The 17,537-nt window shown below is 43.9% G+C and carries 18 protein-coding genes; 9 read left to right on the top strand and 9 right to left on the bottom strand.

Features of this window, described 5'->3' with window-relative positions; genetic code table 11:
- Window positions 1–11: 11 nt before the first annotated feature.
- A complete protein-coding gene (locus DEHRE_RS04725; protein ID WP_051408091.1) occupies window positions 12–500 on the bottom strand; it encodes an acyl-CoA thioesterase in 489 nt (162 codons plus the stop codon).
- Between the two features lie 295 nt (window positions 501–795).
- Between DEHRE_RS04725 and DEHRE_RS04720 the strand changes: the two genes are divergently transcribed.
- Window positions 796–2,955: a PepSY domain-containing protein gene (locus DEHRE_RS04720; RefSeq protein WP_019226386.1), complete on the top strand. Its 2,160-nt coding sequence runs from the start codon at window positions 796–798 to the stop codon at window positions 2,953–2,955.
- 53 nt (window positions 2,956–3,008) lie between these two features.
- On the opposite strand, the gene DEHRE_RS04715 is transcribed toward DEHRE_RS04720, so the two are convergent.
- Window positions 3,009–3,272 carry a hypothetical protein gene (locus DEHRE_RS04715; protein WP_242837039.1) on the bottom strand — a complete coding sequence of 88 codons (264 nt, stop codon included), beginning with the start codon at window positions 3,270–3,272 and terminating at the stop codon, window positions 3,009–3,011.
- A 253-nt stretch (window positions 3,273–3,525) separates the two neighbouring features.
- Between DEHRE_RS04715 and DEHRE_RS04710 the strand changes: the two genes are divergently transcribed.
- Complete coding sequence (locus DEHRE_RS04710) at window positions 3,526–4,344, top strand: lytic transglycosylase domain-containing protein (protein WP_019226384.1); 819 nt, start codon at window positions 3,526–3,528, stop codon at window positions 4,342–4,344.
- 273 nt (window positions 4,345–4,617) lie between these two features.
- On the opposite strand, the gene DEHRE_RS04705 is transcribed toward DEHRE_RS04710, so the two are convergent.
- From DEHRE_RS04705 to aroF, 6 genes are all read right to left on the bottom strand, one after another.
- On the bottom strand, window positions 4,618–4,965 hold the full coding sequence (locus DEHRE_RS04705; protein ID WP_019226383.1) for a cupin domain-containing protein: 348 nt from the start codon (window positions 4,963–4,965) through the stop codon (window positions 4,618–4,620).
- Between the two features lie 150 nt (window positions 4,966–5,115).
- The gene (gene pheA, locus DEHRE_RS04700; RefSeq protein ID WP_019226382.1) at window positions 5,116–6,303 is read right to left on the bottom strand and encodes a prephenate dehydratase; all 1,188 of its coding nucleotides are present in this window, start codon (window positions 6,301–6,303) and stop codon (window positions 5,116–5,118) included.
- Window positions 6,291–7,391 carry a chorismate synthase gene (gene aroC / locus DEHRE_RS04695; RefSeq protein WP_019226381.1) on the bottom strand — a complete coding sequence of 367 codons (1,101 nt, stop codon included), beginning with the start codon at window positions 7,389–7,391 and terminating at the stop codon, window positions 6,291–6,293. Before aroC ends, pheA begins: the two co-directional genes overlap by 13 nt.
- Window positions 7,372–8,667, bottom strand: coding sequence for a 3-phosphoshikimate 1-carboxyvinyltransferase (gene aroA, locus DEHRE_RS04690; protein WP_019226380.1), 1,296 nt, complete (start codon window positions 8,665–8,667; stop codon window positions 7,372–7,374). Before aroA ends, aroC begins: the two co-directional genes overlap by 20 nt.
- A gap of 12 nt (window positions 8,668–8,679) precedes the next feature.
- Window positions 8,680–9,543 (bottom strand): prephenate dehydrogenase, encoded by an 864-nt coding sequence (locus tag DEHRE_RS04685; RefSeq protein WP_242837038.1) that lies wholly within the window; start codon window positions 9,541–9,543, stop codon window positions 8,680–8,682.
- Between the two features lie 21 nt (window positions 9,544–9,564).
- Window positions 9,565–10,578 (bottom strand): 3-deoxy-7-phosphoheptulonate synthase, encoded by a 1,014-nt coding sequence (gene aroF, locus DEHRE_RS04680; protein ID WP_019226378.1) that lies wholly within the window; start codon window positions 10,576–10,578, stop codon window positions 9,565–9,567.
- A 159-nt stretch (window positions 10,579–10,737) separates the two neighbouring features.
- Between aroF and DEHRE_RS15475 the strand changes: the two genes are divergently transcribed.
- From DEHRE_RS15475 to DEHRE_RS04650, 7 genes are all read left to right on the top strand, one after another.
- The gene (locus DEHRE_RS15475) at window positions 10,738–10,860 is read left to right on the top strand and encodes a hypothetical protein (protein WP_282432041.1); all 123 of its coding nucleotides are present in this window, start codon (window positions 10,738–10,740) and stop codon (window positions 10,858–10,860) included.
- Window positions 10,861–11,238: 378 nt separating this feature from the next.
- On the top strand, window positions 11,239–11,433 hold the full coding sequence (locus tag DEHRE_RS04670) for a hypothetical protein (protein ID WP_019226376.1): 195 nt from the start codon (window positions 11,239–11,241) through the stop codon (window positions 11,431–11,433).
- A 118-nt stretch (window positions 11,434–11,551) separates the two neighbouring features.
- Window positions 11,552–12,265, top strand: coding sequence for a hypothetical protein (locus tag DEHRE_RS04665; RefSeq protein WP_025205357.1), 714 nt, complete (start codon window positions 11,552–11,554; stop codon window positions 12,263–12,265).
- Window positions 12,266–12,379: 114 nt separating this feature from the next.
- Complete coding sequence (locus tag DEHRE_RS04660) at window positions 12,380–13,516, top strand: IS4 family transposase (protein WP_025205356.1); 1,137 nt, start codon at window positions 12,380–12,382, stop codon at window positions 13,514–13,516.
- A gap of 61 nt (window positions 13,517–13,577) precedes the next feature.
- Window positions 13,578–14,567, top strand: a complete 990-nt coding sequence (locus tag DEHRE_RS04655; RefSeq protein WP_019226936.1) for an IS5 family transposase — start codon at window positions 13,578–13,580, stop codon at window positions 14,565–14,567.
- 150 nt (window positions 14,568–14,717) lie between these two features.
- Entirely contained in the window at window positions 14,718–14,960 is a 243-nt protein-coding gene (locus DEHRE_RS14345; protein ID WP_034362554.1) for a hypothetical protein, read from the top strand.
- Between the two features lie 169 nt (window positions 14,961–15,129).
- Entirely contained in the window at window positions 15,130–16,722 is a 1,593-nt protein-coding gene (locus tag DEHRE_RS04650; protein ID WP_158407236.1) for a sensor histidine kinase, read from the top strand.
- A 28-nt stretch (window positions 16,723–16,750) separates the two neighbouring features.
- Here DEHRE_RS04650 and DEHRE_RS04645 read toward each other — a convergent pair whose 3' ends face one another.
- Window positions 16,751–17,362, bottom strand: coding sequence for an FmdE family protein (locus DEHRE_RS04645; RefSeq protein ID WP_019225501.1), 612 nt, complete (start codon window positions 17,360–17,362; stop codon window positions 16,751–16,753).
- Window positions 17,363–17,537 lie beyond the last annotated feature (175 nt).

The raw sequence follows: 17,537 nt of genomic DNA, 5'->3' as shown, positions 1-17,537 counted from the left end.
GGTAACCTCCGTTACGACGCATTGGAACAAAATTGATAATACCAAACAAAAAATAAGCAATATGTTTTGTGTCTATTTTTCTTGATTTCTTCGTAGCGGCGGAACCATTCAGGAAATGCTTTTTTGAATTGGACAGGCTTAAAATTGTCTTTCCGGACCAGAATATGTTTCGTGTGTCCTTCGGCGCAGACTTCACCGCTGTCATTAACAACCTTGTAGCCGTATACCGTCCATAAACCCTGATTTTCTTCGACCCAGGTTTTCACGAACACACGATCACCGTAGTGTACCGCTTTTTTATAGGTTACTTCGACTTGATAGACCGGAGCATAATACCCGGCTTCTTCCATATCCAGATAATGATATCCGGCATCTTCGACCAGCTGGCATCTTCCGAGTTCAAACCATTTCAGATAATTGGCGTGGTAGATTACGCCCATCATATCGGTATCGGCATAACTTACCTGGATTTCTTTTGTCGAGATCAAATATGGTTCCATTTCTTACTCCTATTCTCAATTTTTCATATTTGACAGCTAATCATTAGCTATCTGTTATTTACTTTTCTTTTTAGCCTCCAGCATTTCAACCGCCTTGAATCCGATTCCTTTCTAGTTTCCACTTTCTTGGCATTGGTTTCTTGGCATTGGTGATCTCTAAAATTTTTGATTAATCAGTTTGCGGAAAAACAGGAAATATTTTCTTTCGGCTGCGTCATAATCGCTGCCTTATTACAGTCTATTTTAGCAAGAAAACGCATACAGATCAAAATGTTGTGAAAGGATGGTTGGAAAAATGAAACGTCATCGCTGGTTAATACTTCCTCTGGTTTTTGTTTTGATCTTCCAGCTGCCGGTACCGCTTTTGGGCGCTGATACCGTAACGCCTCAGACAGGTTCGGCGGAAACAAAAATCTCCCTGGAACAAGCCCTGCAGATTGTCAAACAAAATTTTGAAATTTCTAAAGAGCTGACCGAGTTCACTTCAAGCTTCAGCAATTATCAGTCCCGTCAGGTTTGGTCGCTGGACTGGAACACTTCCGGCAGCTCCGGCGGTAATTTTTCAGCCCAGGTCGACGCTGTCAGCGGAGAAATTCTGTCCATATATTCCTGGCAGTCTGTCCAGGGCAATCAGGCCTATACACTTCCGCGGATAACCCCGGAACAGGCCAGACAAGTCGCGGAAGCTACTGTCCAAAAATTAACCGGGACGAAATATGCCAAATTGAAATTCCTCGAGAATAAGGCGATTGTTCCGATCAATCTCTATGGCGAGACCATTTACAGCTACAATTGGCAGCGGTTTGAAAACGGCATCCCGTTTCAGGGCAACCTGGTCAGTGTACAGGTGAGTGCTTCGAGCGGCAAGGTCACTGCTTATAACATCATCTGGAATGATTTTAAGATCCCTGAAGTGAATAATATCATCAATGCCGGGCAAGCAACTGAATACTTTAATACCGCTAAACTTTTGGAACTGCAATACTTTCTGGCACCGGCTTATAAGCCATTGACCACAGCACAAAATAGTGAGAAAGTCCAGCTGGTTTATACCCTGAAAAACGGTGGAACAATCGATGCATTCACCGGAAAACCCTTGGTCCTGAACTCCGGTCAATGGCTGTTTACGAATGACCGGGCGCTGGGTGGACTTGGCTCGGCTGAAAGCGCAGCCAAATCCGTTCCTTTAACGCCGCAGGAACAAAAGGAAATCGCCGAAAATGCGAAGCTTTTAACCAGGGAAAAAGCGATTGAGGCCGTCAAGCAGTGGGTAGAAATCCCTTCGAACGTTACGTTGAAAAGCATCAATCTTTACCAGGACTACAGTCTACGCGGCGGAAAGGTATGGTCCTTTGAATGGGGAACCCCAAGCGGGTCCGGAGCCCAAACGATTAATTCCAGGGTCAATGCAGCCAGCGGCGAATTAATCTCTTTCTCTGTTTACTCCTCTTCCGCAAACACCGACGGAAGCCTGAATGCGATTACAAGCGAACAGGCCCAGACCATTGCGCTGGATTTTATCAGAAAAATCCAGCCGGCCAAATCTCAGCAGGTTAAACTCAATACGGACAACACAGCTGATTTCGTCAAATCAGCAGAATTCACCAGCATCACGTTCAACTATGAACGGATCGTCAACGGCATTCTGTTCCCTTCCAATAACATCAGCATTACTGTTGACTTGCAGACGAAGAAAATCACTTCTTATTATCTGAATTGGTGGAATCTCGATTTCCCGCAATTGTCGGAAGCAATGTCTCCAGCCAAAGTCCAGGAAATACTCTTCCAGGCTAGACCTATGCAATTGACCTATGTTCTGTTGTACGATCAAGGAGAAGCCAAGGAAGTCCGGCTTGTCTATCAGCCCTCCTCAGAAAGCAGTCAAACCTCCGGCCTGATAGATGCCAGAACCGGATCATTTTTGGATTTCCAGGGAAATTCCTTAAAAGATCAGCCTCAGACTCATATCTTCACAGATATTGCCGGAAACACTGCGGAAAAAGAAATCACCGTGCTGGGGATGGCTGGATTATTCGGTGAATACGGAAGCCAGTTCCGGCCGACCGAAAATATCACTGCCAGTGCCTTCCTGCGGGCTCTTTACACAATAAAAAACGGCTCGGAGAACAATCTTCCCGATACCGATGTCATAAAAAAAGCTAAAGAAGAAGGATGGATTCAGGATAACCTGGCCCCGTCCCAAATCGTTACCAAAGAACTGTGCAGCCAAATCATCGTCCGCTTCCTCGGGCTCGAAAAGATTGCCGCGCTGAACCCAATGTTCCAGACTTCCTTCGATGATGTCCCGGTTGAAGAGCGCGGATACGCTTCACTCGCCACGGGTCTCGGCATTCTGAAAGCGGACAACAACAAATTTTATCCGCTTCAGCCTATGACCCGCGCTGATACAGCTTACGCCCTGATCAGAGCGTTTGAAACCGGGTTCAAATCTTAATTTCGTACAAAATTGTAAGGAAATCCCTACAAGGCCCACAGGCAAGACTAAGACTAATAATAAACAGTGAAAATGTAGCCGAGCGCTATCCCAAGAACGGCCAGTGTGAATCCACCAAATCTGAATCCTGTTTTAATTAGCGGGATTCTTTTTTGATTTCTGACTAAAAAATCTTCATTTTCTTTTTTCAGTACTTCCATCATTTTTTTCGGCTGCATAAAAGCAAAGAAGCCAAGGATTACATACGCGCCGAATCCCGCATAGACAAGGATGTCCAGATCCACATTGCAGCCAACTAAGAATGCTATCAAACTCAATATAACCAAAGTTAAGAAAACTTTCTCAAATAGGGTTGTCGATCTTTCAAAAAGAGGTTTCACCTTTATTATCCCACCTGCTGCAGTTGTATTGTATAAGTACTCATCTATTATAAAACAAGTCCGCGGGAAATTGTGCAGGTAAATAAAGACAATCCCATGCTTGCTTTCAGCGTCTGTTCATCGCATAATAATAGTTAAGACAAACAGTACGTTTCCATCTTTCTAAAAACAAGCTTACCGGGGTGATCGTATGAAAATTGATGCTCAAAATGAACTGCTGCAGCTGCAGCTTCAAAATATGGTCCAGGCCCTGGAAGGCACTTCTGAAAACTCCGAAGCTTTTCAGATGGTTTATAAAATGCTGTTGGAGACCATGCAGCAAGACAGCAATGTCACATCGGATCTGTCAAGTCAGATGGATCAAACGGATCCTTCCAACACGTCTGACCAGATGCAAATGCTCTATCTCTATAACCTTATCAATCTGCAGAATTCACTGCTCAACACAGGAGACGGAACCGAAAGCCTGACCAGAACCGGGGACTTCCTAGGAACAAATAACATGCCCTCATCCGGGCAGATATACAACAGTGCTTACAGTGCTTACAACATGAATAACATGAACAACACGAATAATACAGACAGCTCTTTCGACGCGTCTTCGATTGATGCTTCAATTAAAGCTGCGATTACGGGAGCTTCGGAAAAATACGGTGTGGAAAAATCTTTGATCTCAGCCGTCATTCGTCAGGAATCATCCTTTAACCCGAACGCGGTCTCTTCAGCAGGCGCAATCGGGCTCATGCAGATGATGCCGGCAACAGCCTCAGGGCTGGGCGTAACCGACCCCTTTAATATTGAACAGAATGTTGACGGTGGAACGCGTTATTTACGGCAGCTGATCGACCGTTACGGATCTACGGAGATGGCTCTGGCTGCCTATAATGCTGGATCAGGAACAATCCGGGCCAGAGGCGTCCAGGGGCTGGAGGATCTTGTGAAAATGCCTGCCGAAACAAGAAATTTTGTTCAAAACGTTATGAGTTACTACACAGGTAGAAGCGCCTAAGAGAAGCGGGACATCTCAGCTTTTTCTAATATCAGCAGGCTTTACCTTTGGTGGAATCAATTCCTGCCAAACTGTTCGGCTTCGAGGACCGTGGGGCATCGAACCCGGCGTCCGGGTAAGGTAACAATTATTTGAACAAAGAAACATACCAAAAGAACGTATTGAAAGAGGCTGCCACTTATTCTGGCAGCCCCTAAATCTTTATTCAAACAAATTGAAAAATGAAGCGATCTTGACATTCTCAATTGATAGTATCCAAGGCAAAGATAAAGGTTACTTATCTCCTTCTTCGGGTACAATGCATAGGAATGAAAATTCTTTCCCGGAGTCATTCTGAAATTGATGGAGCGCACCTCCGGGAACATAGGCATACGCGCCTTCCTTCAGGGCATAATCATGACCGTCTAAATGCAGTGTACCTTCGCCTGAAGCAATATAATTAATATGGGGCCAATCATGCGTATGTCTGGGTGTAAAGCCCCCTGGTTCAAGCGTAAAGAGCCGCATCGTCCAGCCCTCCCAGCCTTCTTTGGGAGATACCAGTACTTTTTTGATGGCACCCTGTATTCCTGCTCCCTGCATAGGGACCCCTGCCAATTCGTTCACATGTCCGACGATCATCGTTTCGCCTCCGATCTGATTTCTCTGTTTTATTAACTGAATATCGAGTTTACTCCGGTGATCGACTTATCGGGTTAGTCTGGGGTAATTAAGAATTAATGGATCCCTGAAACAACTTGATATTCAGTTTTATTATTTATTTTATTATTTTTACCTGTCTTGTTTATCCAACGGATAGTTTCCGAGCATCTGGAAGTAAGCGCTTTCTTTCTCGATCCCCTCAACGGCTTTCTTGACCACACGATTATTCAGATTACCCTCGAAATCAATATAGAAGAGATATTCCCAGGTCTTATCCGTCATCGGACGAGATTCAATCTTCATCATATTCAGCCCATTGCGGGCAAAATGACTGAGAACCCTGTACAATGAACCGGGTTCATGGGAAATGGCGACAACGAGACTGATCTTGTTACACGCACTTCTAAGCTCAGGTTTTCTGCCGATAATGATAAACCGGGTAAAGTTCGCCGGGTTATTATTGATTTTTTCAGCCAGAATGTCCAGACCATAGAGCTCTGCCGCTCGCCTGCTTGCAATGGATGCCAGGGCTTTCGAACCTGCATCGGCGACTTTCTTGGCACTTACCGCGGTATTGCTGCAGGTCGCCTGGCTCCATTCGGGATGTTTTCTTAAAAAATTACTGGACTGCTGAAAACCCTGGGTATGGGAGCATACTTCCCTGATATCTTCGAGTTTTGTTCCTTTAACCGCCAACAGGTTATGATCGATCTGGATACATTTTTCACCAACGATATAAAAGCCGAACCGGCAAAGCAGGTCGTAGACGTCGGCAATACCGCCGGTAAAAGAATTCTCCAGCGGAAGAACCCCGTAATCAATCTCTTCTGCAGCCAACGCCTGAAACACATCTTCAAAGTTCACATAATTCTTGGTATTCTTGCCTTCCCCGAAATATTCCTTAAGCGCCTGCTCACTATAGGAACCCGGAATTCCTTGAAACCCGATCACATTTCCGGAAACACATTTTCCCGGTTCTTCAATTTTCGACTCCTCTTCAATTTCCGGAATGACCTGCCAGGAACCTGTTTCTGGCCTGAAAAAGCGTTCGGCCTGAACACCTTTGCTAATACTCATGACGGCTTTGAGGAATTCTTCTGCTGTCTTAGCCAGATCCTTGTTTTTGACCTGCTCAATTTTTTGCAGGACTTTATTCTCCCTGGATTCATCCAAAATATTGATGCTGTTCAAAATCTTATATTCGGCTACCTCAATGACGGTCTCCATTCTTGCTTCAAAAAGGCGAAGCAGCTCGGTATCGATTTCATCTATCTTAGACCTGAGGTCCTGCAGTCTCCGATTTTCTAGTTCATCCACGTTACCCCATCCTTTTCTATCATCAAGTCCAATAAGGCCAGTGCAGCGGCGCTTTCTACCACAGGAACCGCCCGGGGGACGATGCAAGGGTCGTGTCTCCCCTGAACCGTAATTTGCGTCTCTTCCCTGGAGGCCATATTCACCGTCTGCTGCACTTTGCCAATCGAAGGTGTCGGTTTCACGGCAGCCCGGAATAGCAAAGGCATTCCATTCGTGATCCCTCCAAGAATTCCGCCATTGTGATTGGAAAGCGTCACTACTTTATCATCTGCGAGAGCATACGGATCATTGGCTTCGGATCCTTTCATCTGCGTAATTGCAAACCCAGTACCGAATTCGACTCCCTTCACCGCCGGAACAGCAAACAGCAGATGGGCAATTTTACTTTCAGCTGAGTCAAAGAATGGTGACCCCAAACCGGCGGGCAAACCGACTACGGCAGTTTCAATCACACCGCCGACAGAGTCCTCTTTAGCTTTGGCCTGGAGAATCTCCTGTTTCATCCGAATACCCGCTTCTTCCGATAGAATCGGGAATTCCTGCTCTGTCAGTTTCCAAAGCAACCCTGAATCAATTCGGAGGCTATCAAAATGATCCTCTCTTATACCGCCAATATTTAAAATATGGCTGCCGATCATAATACCCTTCTTCTCCAGGACTTGCTTGGCAATCGCGCCAGCCAATACCAGCGGCGCTGTAAGTCTGCCTGAAAAATGCCCTCCGCCCCGGTAGTCGTTGAAGCCTCTGTGTTTTACCATCGCGGTATAATCCGCATGGCCGGGCCGCACCGTGTCTTTCAATTCGGAATAATCCCCGGAGTGCTGGTCTTTATTCCAGATCACACAGCAGAGTGGGGCTCCAGTCGTAGTTCCTTTAAAGAAACCACTCAGGATTTCAAATTCGTCTTTTTCCTTTCGCGGGGTTGAAAGCGGATTCTTCCCTGGTGCCCTTCTGGCCAGTTCCCGGCCGATGAAGGGCAAATCAAGCTTTAGTCCCGCCGGTAGACCATCAAGTACGATCCCGATGCATTTTCCGTGTGATTCCCCAAACAACGATAGTTTAAGGTATTCACCCCATGTTCCACTCATCAGCTCTACCTCCCAATTTGCAAAAATCCTGCCAGAAATGCGGATATGATTTTTTTACGGCTTCGGCTCCGGTTAGAAACACAGGTTCTGTACACCTGATGGAGGCCACAGCCATGGCCATCGCGATCCGGTGATCGTTCCAACTGTCGACGGTTCCGCCATGCAGGGTTTCTACCCCTTCGATGAGGAGCCCTTCCTGCAGCTCCTGAATCCTGGCCCCAAGTTTGTTCAGCTCTGATGCCGTTGCTTTGAGTCTGTCCGATTCTTTGATCCGGAGTCTTCCGGCATTAATGATTCTGGTTGTTCCTTTGCTTAAAGAAGCCAGGACTGCAAGTACAGGGACCAGATCCGGACACTGCCCGGCATCGATCACTGTTCCCACAGTCTGGGCGCTCAGGACTCCCAAACTATCATCCGTCCAAACAATTCGGGCACCCATCGCCAACATAATATCGAGGATCATCCTATCCCCCTGCAAGGATTGAGCGTTGATATCTAGACATTTCAGACCGGACCCCAGTGTCCCTGCCACCAGCCAGAACGCGGCCTGGGAGTAGTCTCCTTCAATGCGGCAATTAATTGCCTTATACCGCTGCTTTCCTGGAATAAAAAATTCCCGGTATGCGTTGTTTTGTACGGTTATTCCCGACTTTTCCAGCGCATCGATGGTCAGGTCAACATAACCGCGGGATTCCAGTTCCGTTGTAATGACAATTCTGGAATCTCCGTCCAAGAGCGGCAGTAAAAACATAAGTCCTGTAATAAATTGAGAACTGACATTGCCTTTCAGTTTATACTCACCCGGTGAAAACCTCCCTTTGATCGTCAAGGGCAAATAACCGTTCCGGGTCTGATATTCGATTCCGTGCAGTTGGAACAGCTCATAATATGCGTCCAGCGGGCGCTCCACCAGCTTGCCGGCACCGGTAAAGGTCACCGGGCCTCCTGTCAGTGTGGCCAGCGGTATCAGAAATCTCAGCGTAGATCCGGATTCCCGGCAGTTGATTGTTTCCTGCGCGATTTGAAGCTTCGGGTTCCCTTCCAGCCAAAGCGCGCCTGGTTCACCAGGGTTCACCGAGACTTCTCCGACGGTTGTACCCAGAGACACCAGCCCGTCCAAGGTTGCAGAAATATCTTCAGAGAAGACAAGATTGTCAATGCTGCTGATTCCTTCAGCCAGCGCGGCGCATATCACTGCCCGGTGACTGATGCTTTTAGAAGGAGGTATCCTGATCTCCCCTGTTAAGGTTGAAGGTTGCAAGCGTAAGCACGTCAAGAAAATCTCTCCTTAAAACTTTTCTCTGCCCCGGCCGGCATTCTCAAGCATTTCTTTCAGCGAATTCTGGTCTTTTTCCGCGATCGCTGTCCTGATCAGCCGAACGTTTTCGGTGAACACGTCAATCTGTTCTAAAATATTGTCTTTATTCTCAAGTAAAAGTTCACTCCAGAGCTCGGCATTCATTCTCGCCACCCGTGTTGCATCGCGGAAGCTGCCTCCGACAAAGCTGCCGGTATCCTCGGAGCCGGAACTGTTCATCAGGGCGGCCGCAATGACATGAGGAAGCTGGCTTGTCAGCGCAATTATTTCGTCATGTTTATGCGGTTCCATTCGGATTGGCTGTCTGCAGCCGAGACCAAGAATCAACCTTTCCACCAGTCTCAAGCTTTCATTCTTCGTCCCGTCGATTGGGGTAATCAGATAGTTGGCCCCCCGGAAAATCTCTTCAGAAGCATAGGCAAATCCGCTGGATTCTTTGCCAGCCAGCGGATGTCCCCCGACGAAGCTCAAATCTTCCCTTAAGACTGAACTAATCTCCTGAACGACTTGTTCTTTGAGTCCTGCCGTATCTGTAATCAGGGCACCGTTTTTAAAATAGGCCAGATTGTCTTTCACAAACTGAACGGCAAGCTCCGGATAGATGCAGATCACAACAATATCCGAGCTTTGCAGCGGAATGCTTGCCTCCGTGAATCCTTTGCTGATCACACCCGTTTTTTCTACCTGTTCCAGTACGCTGCTGTTAACATCGACTGCCCAGATTCTCTTTGGTTTTAGTTTATTCAAAGCCATGGCGAATGATCCGCCAATAAGTCCCAGACCTACCACCGTAATTTCCATGCTACCAAAGTCCGGTTCTTCCAAGAAATCCACCTCCAGGGATCATCTCATTAATTAAATAATCTTGTTCTGTATAACCGCCAGCTGTCTCAGCGAGTCCATTAAAGCCTGAAATTTCTCCGGTTTAATAGACTGCTGCCCGTCGCATTTGGCATTGGCCGGGTCGTTGTGCACTTCGATCATGACACCGTCGGCACCTACGACCATCGCTGCTTTAGCCATCGGTTCGACAAGCCACCAGAGCCCTGCCGCGTGGCTTGGATCAACAATGACCGGAAGGTGACTCAGTTTCTTGATCACCGGCACAGCAGTCAGGTCAAGCGTATTCCGGGTGTAATTTTCAAAAGTACGGATGCCTCTTTCACAGAAAATAACATTCTCGTTGCCATGCGCCAGAATATACTCCGCAGCGAGTAATAATTCCTCAATCGTCGAGGATAACCCTCTTTTTAGGATCACCGGTTTTTGGATTTTTCCGACTTCTTTTAAGAGTTCAAAGTTCTGCATATTGCGGGCGCCGATCTGAATAATATCCACGTCTTCAACGAATCTCTCCAGATATTCGGTTGACATTAACTCCGATACAATCGGCAGTCCTGTCTTGGTTCTGGCTATTTTCAGAAGTTCCAGACCATCTTCTCTTAAACCCTGAAAGCTGTACGGTGAGGAACGCGGCTTAAAAGCGCCACCTCTTAAAAAAGCAGCCCCGGATTTTTTGACCGCTTCGGCAATGCCGACGATTTGCGTTTCACTTTCTACCGAACATGGTCCGGCAATCACAGCAAAGGTGTCGCCGCCGATTTTTCTGTCCCCGACACTGATGACCGTATCTTCCGGGTGGAATAAACGGTTAACCTTTTTAAAAGGCTCCTGAACATGAATGACTTTTTCAACATAATCATTTGCATGCAGCGTGTCCGGGTCAATGCTGCTGGTATTCCCGATCAATCCAAGAATATGGTAGTTCACGCCTAAAGACTCATGAACCTCACATCCCAGGTCCAATATCTTCTGTTTCATTTTCGTGATCTCCTCTGGTGGCGTCTTTGGCCTCATTACAATAATCATTTTCCCTACCTCCTAAACTGTCCTACTTACTTACATGATACTACGCAAGCTTGAATAAAAACAGAAGGCTCATTATTTCTAATGAGCCTTCTTTAACGGTATCGCAATTCGTATTCGGGTTCCTCTCGACCGGGATCAGGCCGCAAGGCATTTTTCCGGATGCTCATTAGTGAAGAGAGAAAGTATTCGATTGTAGAACAACCAAAAATAACCGGTGCTAAAATAAAAGTAATAATAGCACTGGCTAAAGCTTCTAAACGTAAAGCTATTGATTTGTTCTAGCATTCTCTTACCGTTAAGCATTTTCATTCTCCCAAAAGGTACTTTTGAGTTTTGTTCATTATACCGTATAGATTCTTTGGCTGTCAAACAAAAGTTATTGTATACCTTTCTTTTTCTGCATTAGCTTTACTTGTAAATAAGGACATTGAAAATAAGTCCGCCAAACTTGCTTTTTTATTTAGGGAGCCAGAAAATAACGCCTCTCTATAGGCATTTCGCAATTCATCCATTTTTTCAAATATATAACATGTTTTAGGAGGAAATATACATTTTGTGGCGAAATTTACATAAAATTGGTTAAGCTGGAAGTTTCCCATGTCAAACTATCTTAACAAAGAACACCGCAGATGACTTGTGTTTAAAAAGGGGGTTTTCTCGATGAACTACGAGAGTATTGCTAATTTGGTTCATGATTGTGTTAGAAATCCCAAGATGTTGTTGGCACAAAACAGCCAACAAGGTAACAAGGTTAAGTCAAATGAGTTCACTGCTGTACAAAAAGTTTTATCCGGTTACAGAGTTTCTGGAGGCGCTGCTCTTATCACTGCATCTCCAATGGAGAGTTGGATGTAAAATTTAAACTTATCACTTTCAGCTTAAATCAAATTGTCTTTCATATAAACATAGACTATACTGCCAGGCACGACCGTAAAGAAATGCCTGGTAGTATACATAATAAGGGAAGTGTTTCGTGAATATGAATATTTTATTTGGAAAGATTTATAAAAAAAAAGTTTATTATTTAGCCAGTGCAATATTTATTTTTATAGGGATAGTCTACTTCTTTTCCTGTTCACAGCGCCCTTTTATTGGTTTAGATATTAATAACTCTGACGGTCACTGGTATGTGGTTACTGCCAATCAGAACGGAGAAGGGTATAAATCGGGTATCCGGTTCGGTGATCAGATCTTCAAAATCAATTCGGAGGATGCAGGAAATTATCATATCTTAAGAAAATGGGGGCGGGCCGAAGGAGCTAACAGTATTAGTTTTTCTGCTAAAGAAAATACAACAGAACAGACTATTACTATAGAAAATCCACCTGCTTTACAAAGGATGTTAGCTATACTTCCATATTTCTTACTTGGGTTCATTTTCTGGTTCCTGGGATTTATAGCCTGGTTGAAACGTCCATCTTTAGTACAGGCCCGCGCTTTATTTTGGTTAAATTATTTCCTTGGTTTAGCAATACTTCTGGCTCAAGCTTCCAGCCGTGGTTTGTTTCTAGGTAAAGAATTGGAGTACATAACTTTTTTGCTAACCGCAGTGGCTTTAATTTATTTCTTCTCGATTTTCCCGTTAGATAAAGAAAATAAAATCAATAAAGTAAGCTGCCAAATTGTAACCGCTCTTGCCGCAGTATTTTTTATATTACTAACTCAACTTTCCCACCCTGTCGGGTAGGTTGAAACCTTGAAAGTCTTTGAAAGTATGGTTAAATACAACAAGGAAACCACCAAATCTGGTATAATGAGAATAACCACAAACCCAATAATACCAGTACTTTGGAGGTTTCCTATGACCAGTATTATACCAGATTTGACGAGTAACGAAAATGCTGTTTCCTCACGAATCGATCAATATTTTATCCAGAATTCATTTTCCAAGCTCCTTAAACGTTGCAATTTTTATAAAGAATCAGGAATTCCGTGTGTGACTATTTTAAAAGAACTTTTCACCCTTGTTTTTACCGGAAAGAATCTCTTTAGAACACTTGAAATGAAACCCGAAGAATTATCTTTCCGTAAAAATACAGCCTATCGCTTCTTAAACTCCGGTCATTATAATTGGTCAAAACTCCTGTTGTTACTAGCATCTAAGGTCATTGATTTTGTTAATGGTTTGACCAGTGATGATCGGAAATCGGTACTCATTGTTGATGATTCTCTTTACAGCAGAAGTCGAAGTAAGAAAGTTGAACTGATGACTCGGGTCTTTGACCACACAACCCATAAATTTGTGAAAGGCTTTCGAATGCTGACTTTGGGCTGGTCCGATGGAAACACATTTCTGCCTATTGGTTTTTCACTCTTAAGTTCCCAGAAACCGGAGAAGATCTTGAATCCGGCCAAGCCTTTGGATAAGCGAACGATTGCTTACAAAAGAAGAACCGAGGCGATGGGGAGTACAACCGATGCTTTGATTAATCTTCTCCACTGTGCTGCTCATATTCCAGCTAAGTACGTTCTTTTTGACAGCTGGTTTGCCCATCCTAAGACGATCTTAAGGGTCAAACAAGAAAAGCGCGATGTTATTTGCATGTTGAAGATTACAGAGAAAATTCATTACCACTATAACGGAAAATGGCAGCCCCTTCAGGAACTTCGTAAATTGGCAGGTGATATTGCTGATGCTAAAACAGGGATCATCGGTTCAATAACAGTTCAAATACGTGAGACCAAAAATATTCAAGACTTAACCGATGTGAAAATTGTTTTTGTTCAGGACAGGCGATCGAAAAACTGGCTGGCCCTCCTGAGTACGGACTTGGAGCTATCTGAAGAAGAAATTGTCCGTATTTACGGCAAACGCTGGGACATAGAAGTTTTCTTCAAAGTATGCAAGTCGTATTTGGCTCTGGCTAAAGAATACCAAGGACGAAACTATGATGCTCAGGTAGCCGCAACATCCATCGTATTTCTAAGGAAACACTGATTAAATCGCCCCCCGGACAAAAAAATGGTAAAATTAAAGAAAACAGTAACAGGTGGTAAAAATGGGGCAACAAACCTTTTCGGATATAGAATACTCAAACCGACGGAAGAAAACGAAACGAGAAGAATTTCTTGAAATAATGAACGAGATCATCCCCTGGGACGAATGGGTGGCGCTTATACAGCCGCACTATTTTGACGGTAAGCGCGGTCGTCCACCGCTCGGGATTGAAAAAATGCTGAGAATGTATCTGCTGCAGATATGGTTTAGCCTTTCTGACGAAGGTGTAGAGGATGCCATTTACGACAGTTACGCCATGCGAAAATTTATGGGAATAGACTTCATACATGAGCAGGCGCCGGATGCGACCACCCTGCTCAAATTCCGTCATTTGATTGAGGAAAGCGGCTTAGGGAAGGCATTCTTTGAGGCGATCAACCGTTGTTTGGAACAGTGCGGACATATCATGAAAGGTGGAACCATTGTTGACGCCACACTGATCAGCGCGCCATCCTCAACGAAGAACGCAAGCGGTAGCCGCGATCCGGAGATGCACCAAACAAAGAAGGGTAATCAGTGGTATTTCGGCATGAAATGCCATATCGGTGTGGACGCAGGGACCGGTTATATTCATGGTATAGCGGCAACAGGCGCAAATGTGCATGACATAGCCGAAGCGTCAAAGCTAATGAGGCCGGAAGACGAGGTTTTCTACGGTGACGCCGGATATTTGGGACTAAATAAACGACCGGAAATCACAGAGGACCCTCACAAATCACAAATTGATTACCGTATCGCTGAGCGTCCCGGAAAGAAACGCAGCATGGACAATGGCCCTGCACGGGATTTTTATTGCCATATAGAGTTTCGGAAAGCGTCTGTCCGAGCCAAAGTGGAGCACGCCTTTCATATCATTAAGAACATATTTGGCTTCAAAAAGGTTTGTTATAGAGGAATTGCCAAGAATCTGAATAGACTGTATATGCTGGCCGCCAGCGCAAACCTGCTGATGTGCGCCCGAAGCGGCGGCTGGCGAAGCCAATGCGCGTAATCCGGGGATAAGTACGCCTTTTTTCGAGAATTACTCGGAAAAGGCAGCTGAAATCGGCGGCGATAGGGCCGCTAACTTGGGATTATCCCACTTTATTATTTATTGGGATGATAAAAAACGTTATTAATCAGTGGTTCCCTAAGATACATTATGTTAGCAGTTGAAAGCAGAAATACTCAGGATGATAGGACAATTGGAGAACTATTTTACTATTACAGTGATGAAATGGAAGATCTCAAACTTTCTCAAGCATTAGTATTGTTAATCGACACTCTCAGGCGTGTTCTAAGCAATTTTCCTGTCATAAGCCAGGAATTAGCCAATATGATTATGGATACTTTTCTTAGCACTATTCCACGGTCTTTCAAAGAACGATTGTTGTTTGCAACCTGATGTGTCAGAAAAATCATGGCTTTAACCATTATTTAATGGTGGGAAAGTTGAGTTACTAATTATACATTCCATAGGCTTTTTCAGCCTCTCAAATTTGTTAGTTAAACTAGCATTATTTACGATGATTATTAGTATCTCATTTGCTGTGGTTAATCTGATAATATTAAAATTGTCAAAAGATCAAGCAGCGAAAAATGAAGCAAATATTATCCTATTAGGGTTACTAATTGGCTTCTTGCCCTTTTTTCTTTTTATTGCGCTTCCTACTCTTTGTAATTCTAAACAATGGGTTTATACGTTTATGAATTCATTTTTTCCTGAGTTATTTATTGCAGTTGTACCCTTCTCTCTCTACTATGTAGTTGTTAATAAATATCTGCCGGATTACCGCCGAATCTACGAAGGGTTCATCTCTCAAATTCTCTCGTCAGTGTGTCTTAGCTTTATCTTGTTATTAACCCTTTACTTATTAAAAATTGTGCCTTCTATTACATTTGAAGTATATATAGAATTGTTTTTCTCAATTTATATCTTGATTGCTTGTTACCATTATCTCCAAGTTATTTTAAGTAAATTGTTTAAAAAATCCGGTTTTCTTCAGGAAAAAAAGAGCTTTAAACAAAGGATTGAGGAATTAAATGAGAACCTGACCTCGCTTATTGCCAATGACCAAATACTCATAGAAATGACCCAAAATCTTGAAATCGACGGGATTTTCCTTATTACTGATAATGTCCAGTTTAATAATCTAAATAAAGCTGTTGGCCGTTTCCAAGAAAATCTTGATGAACGTAAAATATTGGAAGAATATTTTAACAACCATAACAAACTTGATATGGAGACAAAAGTACTTCCAGATGATTTTCCTGCTGAAGTTTTTGTTCCTTTTTCGTCTAATAATTCAGTATGCGGCGTTTTTTTCGGCCACCGTTTTTCAAAAATAAAATTTATACAGTCAGAATTATCTTTTCTCACGCTTCTTGCCGGTCAACTGGTTTATCAATTGCTGATATTAATTGTGATCAATGGCCTTAATAAAGAATTAATTGTGTTAAATGAACGTATAAACGATACGAAAACAATAAGCGAAACAGAAATAGAAAATACTATTCCCCCAAATTTTGTCTATTCACTTTTTGCTAATATGAATAATCAAGATCGTCTAATACCTAAATTATTAGCCGGTCCGTACCACTATGTTCTCGATCAATACAGCTGGCTGGACTACTTGCAAAGAAAGAATTTACCGGAAAGTATAAAGCAGCAAACCATGCTGAAAATTGGGGAAATCGACCAAGATATTAAGCTGGGGATTTTAGCAAAAATTGATAAGCGCAACCCTCCGCTGTTAGATAGTTCAGGGCTATTGCCAACTATTGAATTGTGGATTCAGGATTTCATGCGTGAAGAATTGGCTTTAATCATTCTCAATACTTTTGGGATAGAAAATAGCAATCGTTTTGATAAGCAAATTGAAACTGTAGCCTTTCGCTTTATCGAAAAAGGAATCGTTAACGCCCTGCGGTATTCAGAGTCCCATGTATTTAAAGTTGATATTATTCTCATAAAGAATATTTTGGAGATCATAATCAGCGATAATGGTAAAGGATTTGATGTAAATGAACTGGAAACTTGGCTTATTTCCGGTGCTCATTCGGGTTTGGCTGTCATGAAGCAACGTATTGAAAGTGTTGGCGGACAATTGAAAATTACTTCACAAATAAATAAAGGGACAACACTAAAAGCAATTTTTCAAGTATGAGGGCTGTTTATAATCAGGGCCATTCCGGTTAACGCCATCCCCTGGTATAGGCTTCGTTACAGTCGGAACAGATAATTTTTCCTCCGACAAGATGTGCTTTGACTTCTGCAAATGGCTCCCCGCATTGAGAGCATACGACTGTCTGAAAAATTCTGGCCGGTTCAATTCGGGGCATGGCTACTTCGGTAACCGTAAATAGTTCAGCTGCAGGTGCGGCCAGGAATTTTTCAATTCTTTCCTTCTGCAGGCTCCCCCAAACAATCTTTTCCTGTTCACTGGCCGTACCTGCCGATATTTTTGCCTTCAATTCCGTGTATTGTTCATCATCGGGTTTGTTGCCGCGTTTTCTTAAAATCCTAACCGCTTTACCGGATTTGCGGTTGGCCAGCGTGACCGCCTGTTTGCCGGAATCCTTATAAATCAGATTACCCTTTCCGAGCGTACAGCCGGTAAGTACCTGGATCGCATCGACACCGCAGGCATCGTTTTCGACGACCGCAAACAGTTCTTCATCAGCCGCCCTCACTACACCAAGCGCATCGAGTCCGATAAACGCCTGTCTGAAGCCAATTGCAAGCCCCATGCATTCGTGTCCATGAAATTCAGCACATTTCTCCCAAGGTGTTTTTTCTCTGCACATGATTGGTCAGTCCTTTCTTAAATAACGCGGTAAGCTCATTTTAACTTCTTATTGAGGCAGCGCAAATTGAGATAATAATCTATTTTTGGGGATAGTCTGTGGGCCACAATACTGCTTCCCGGCCATTGTGCCATCCATGGTACAAAAGGCCGCGCTGCGCACTCCATGCTCCGCT

Source organism: Dehalobacter restrictus DSM 9455, from assembly GCF_000512895.1.
GTDB classification, from domain to species: Bacteria; Bacillota; Desulfitobacteriia; order Desulfitobacteriales; family Syntrophobotulaceae; genus Dehalobacter; species Dehalobacter restrictus.
This window is presented reverse-complemented; position numbering and strand designations above follow the sequence as displayed.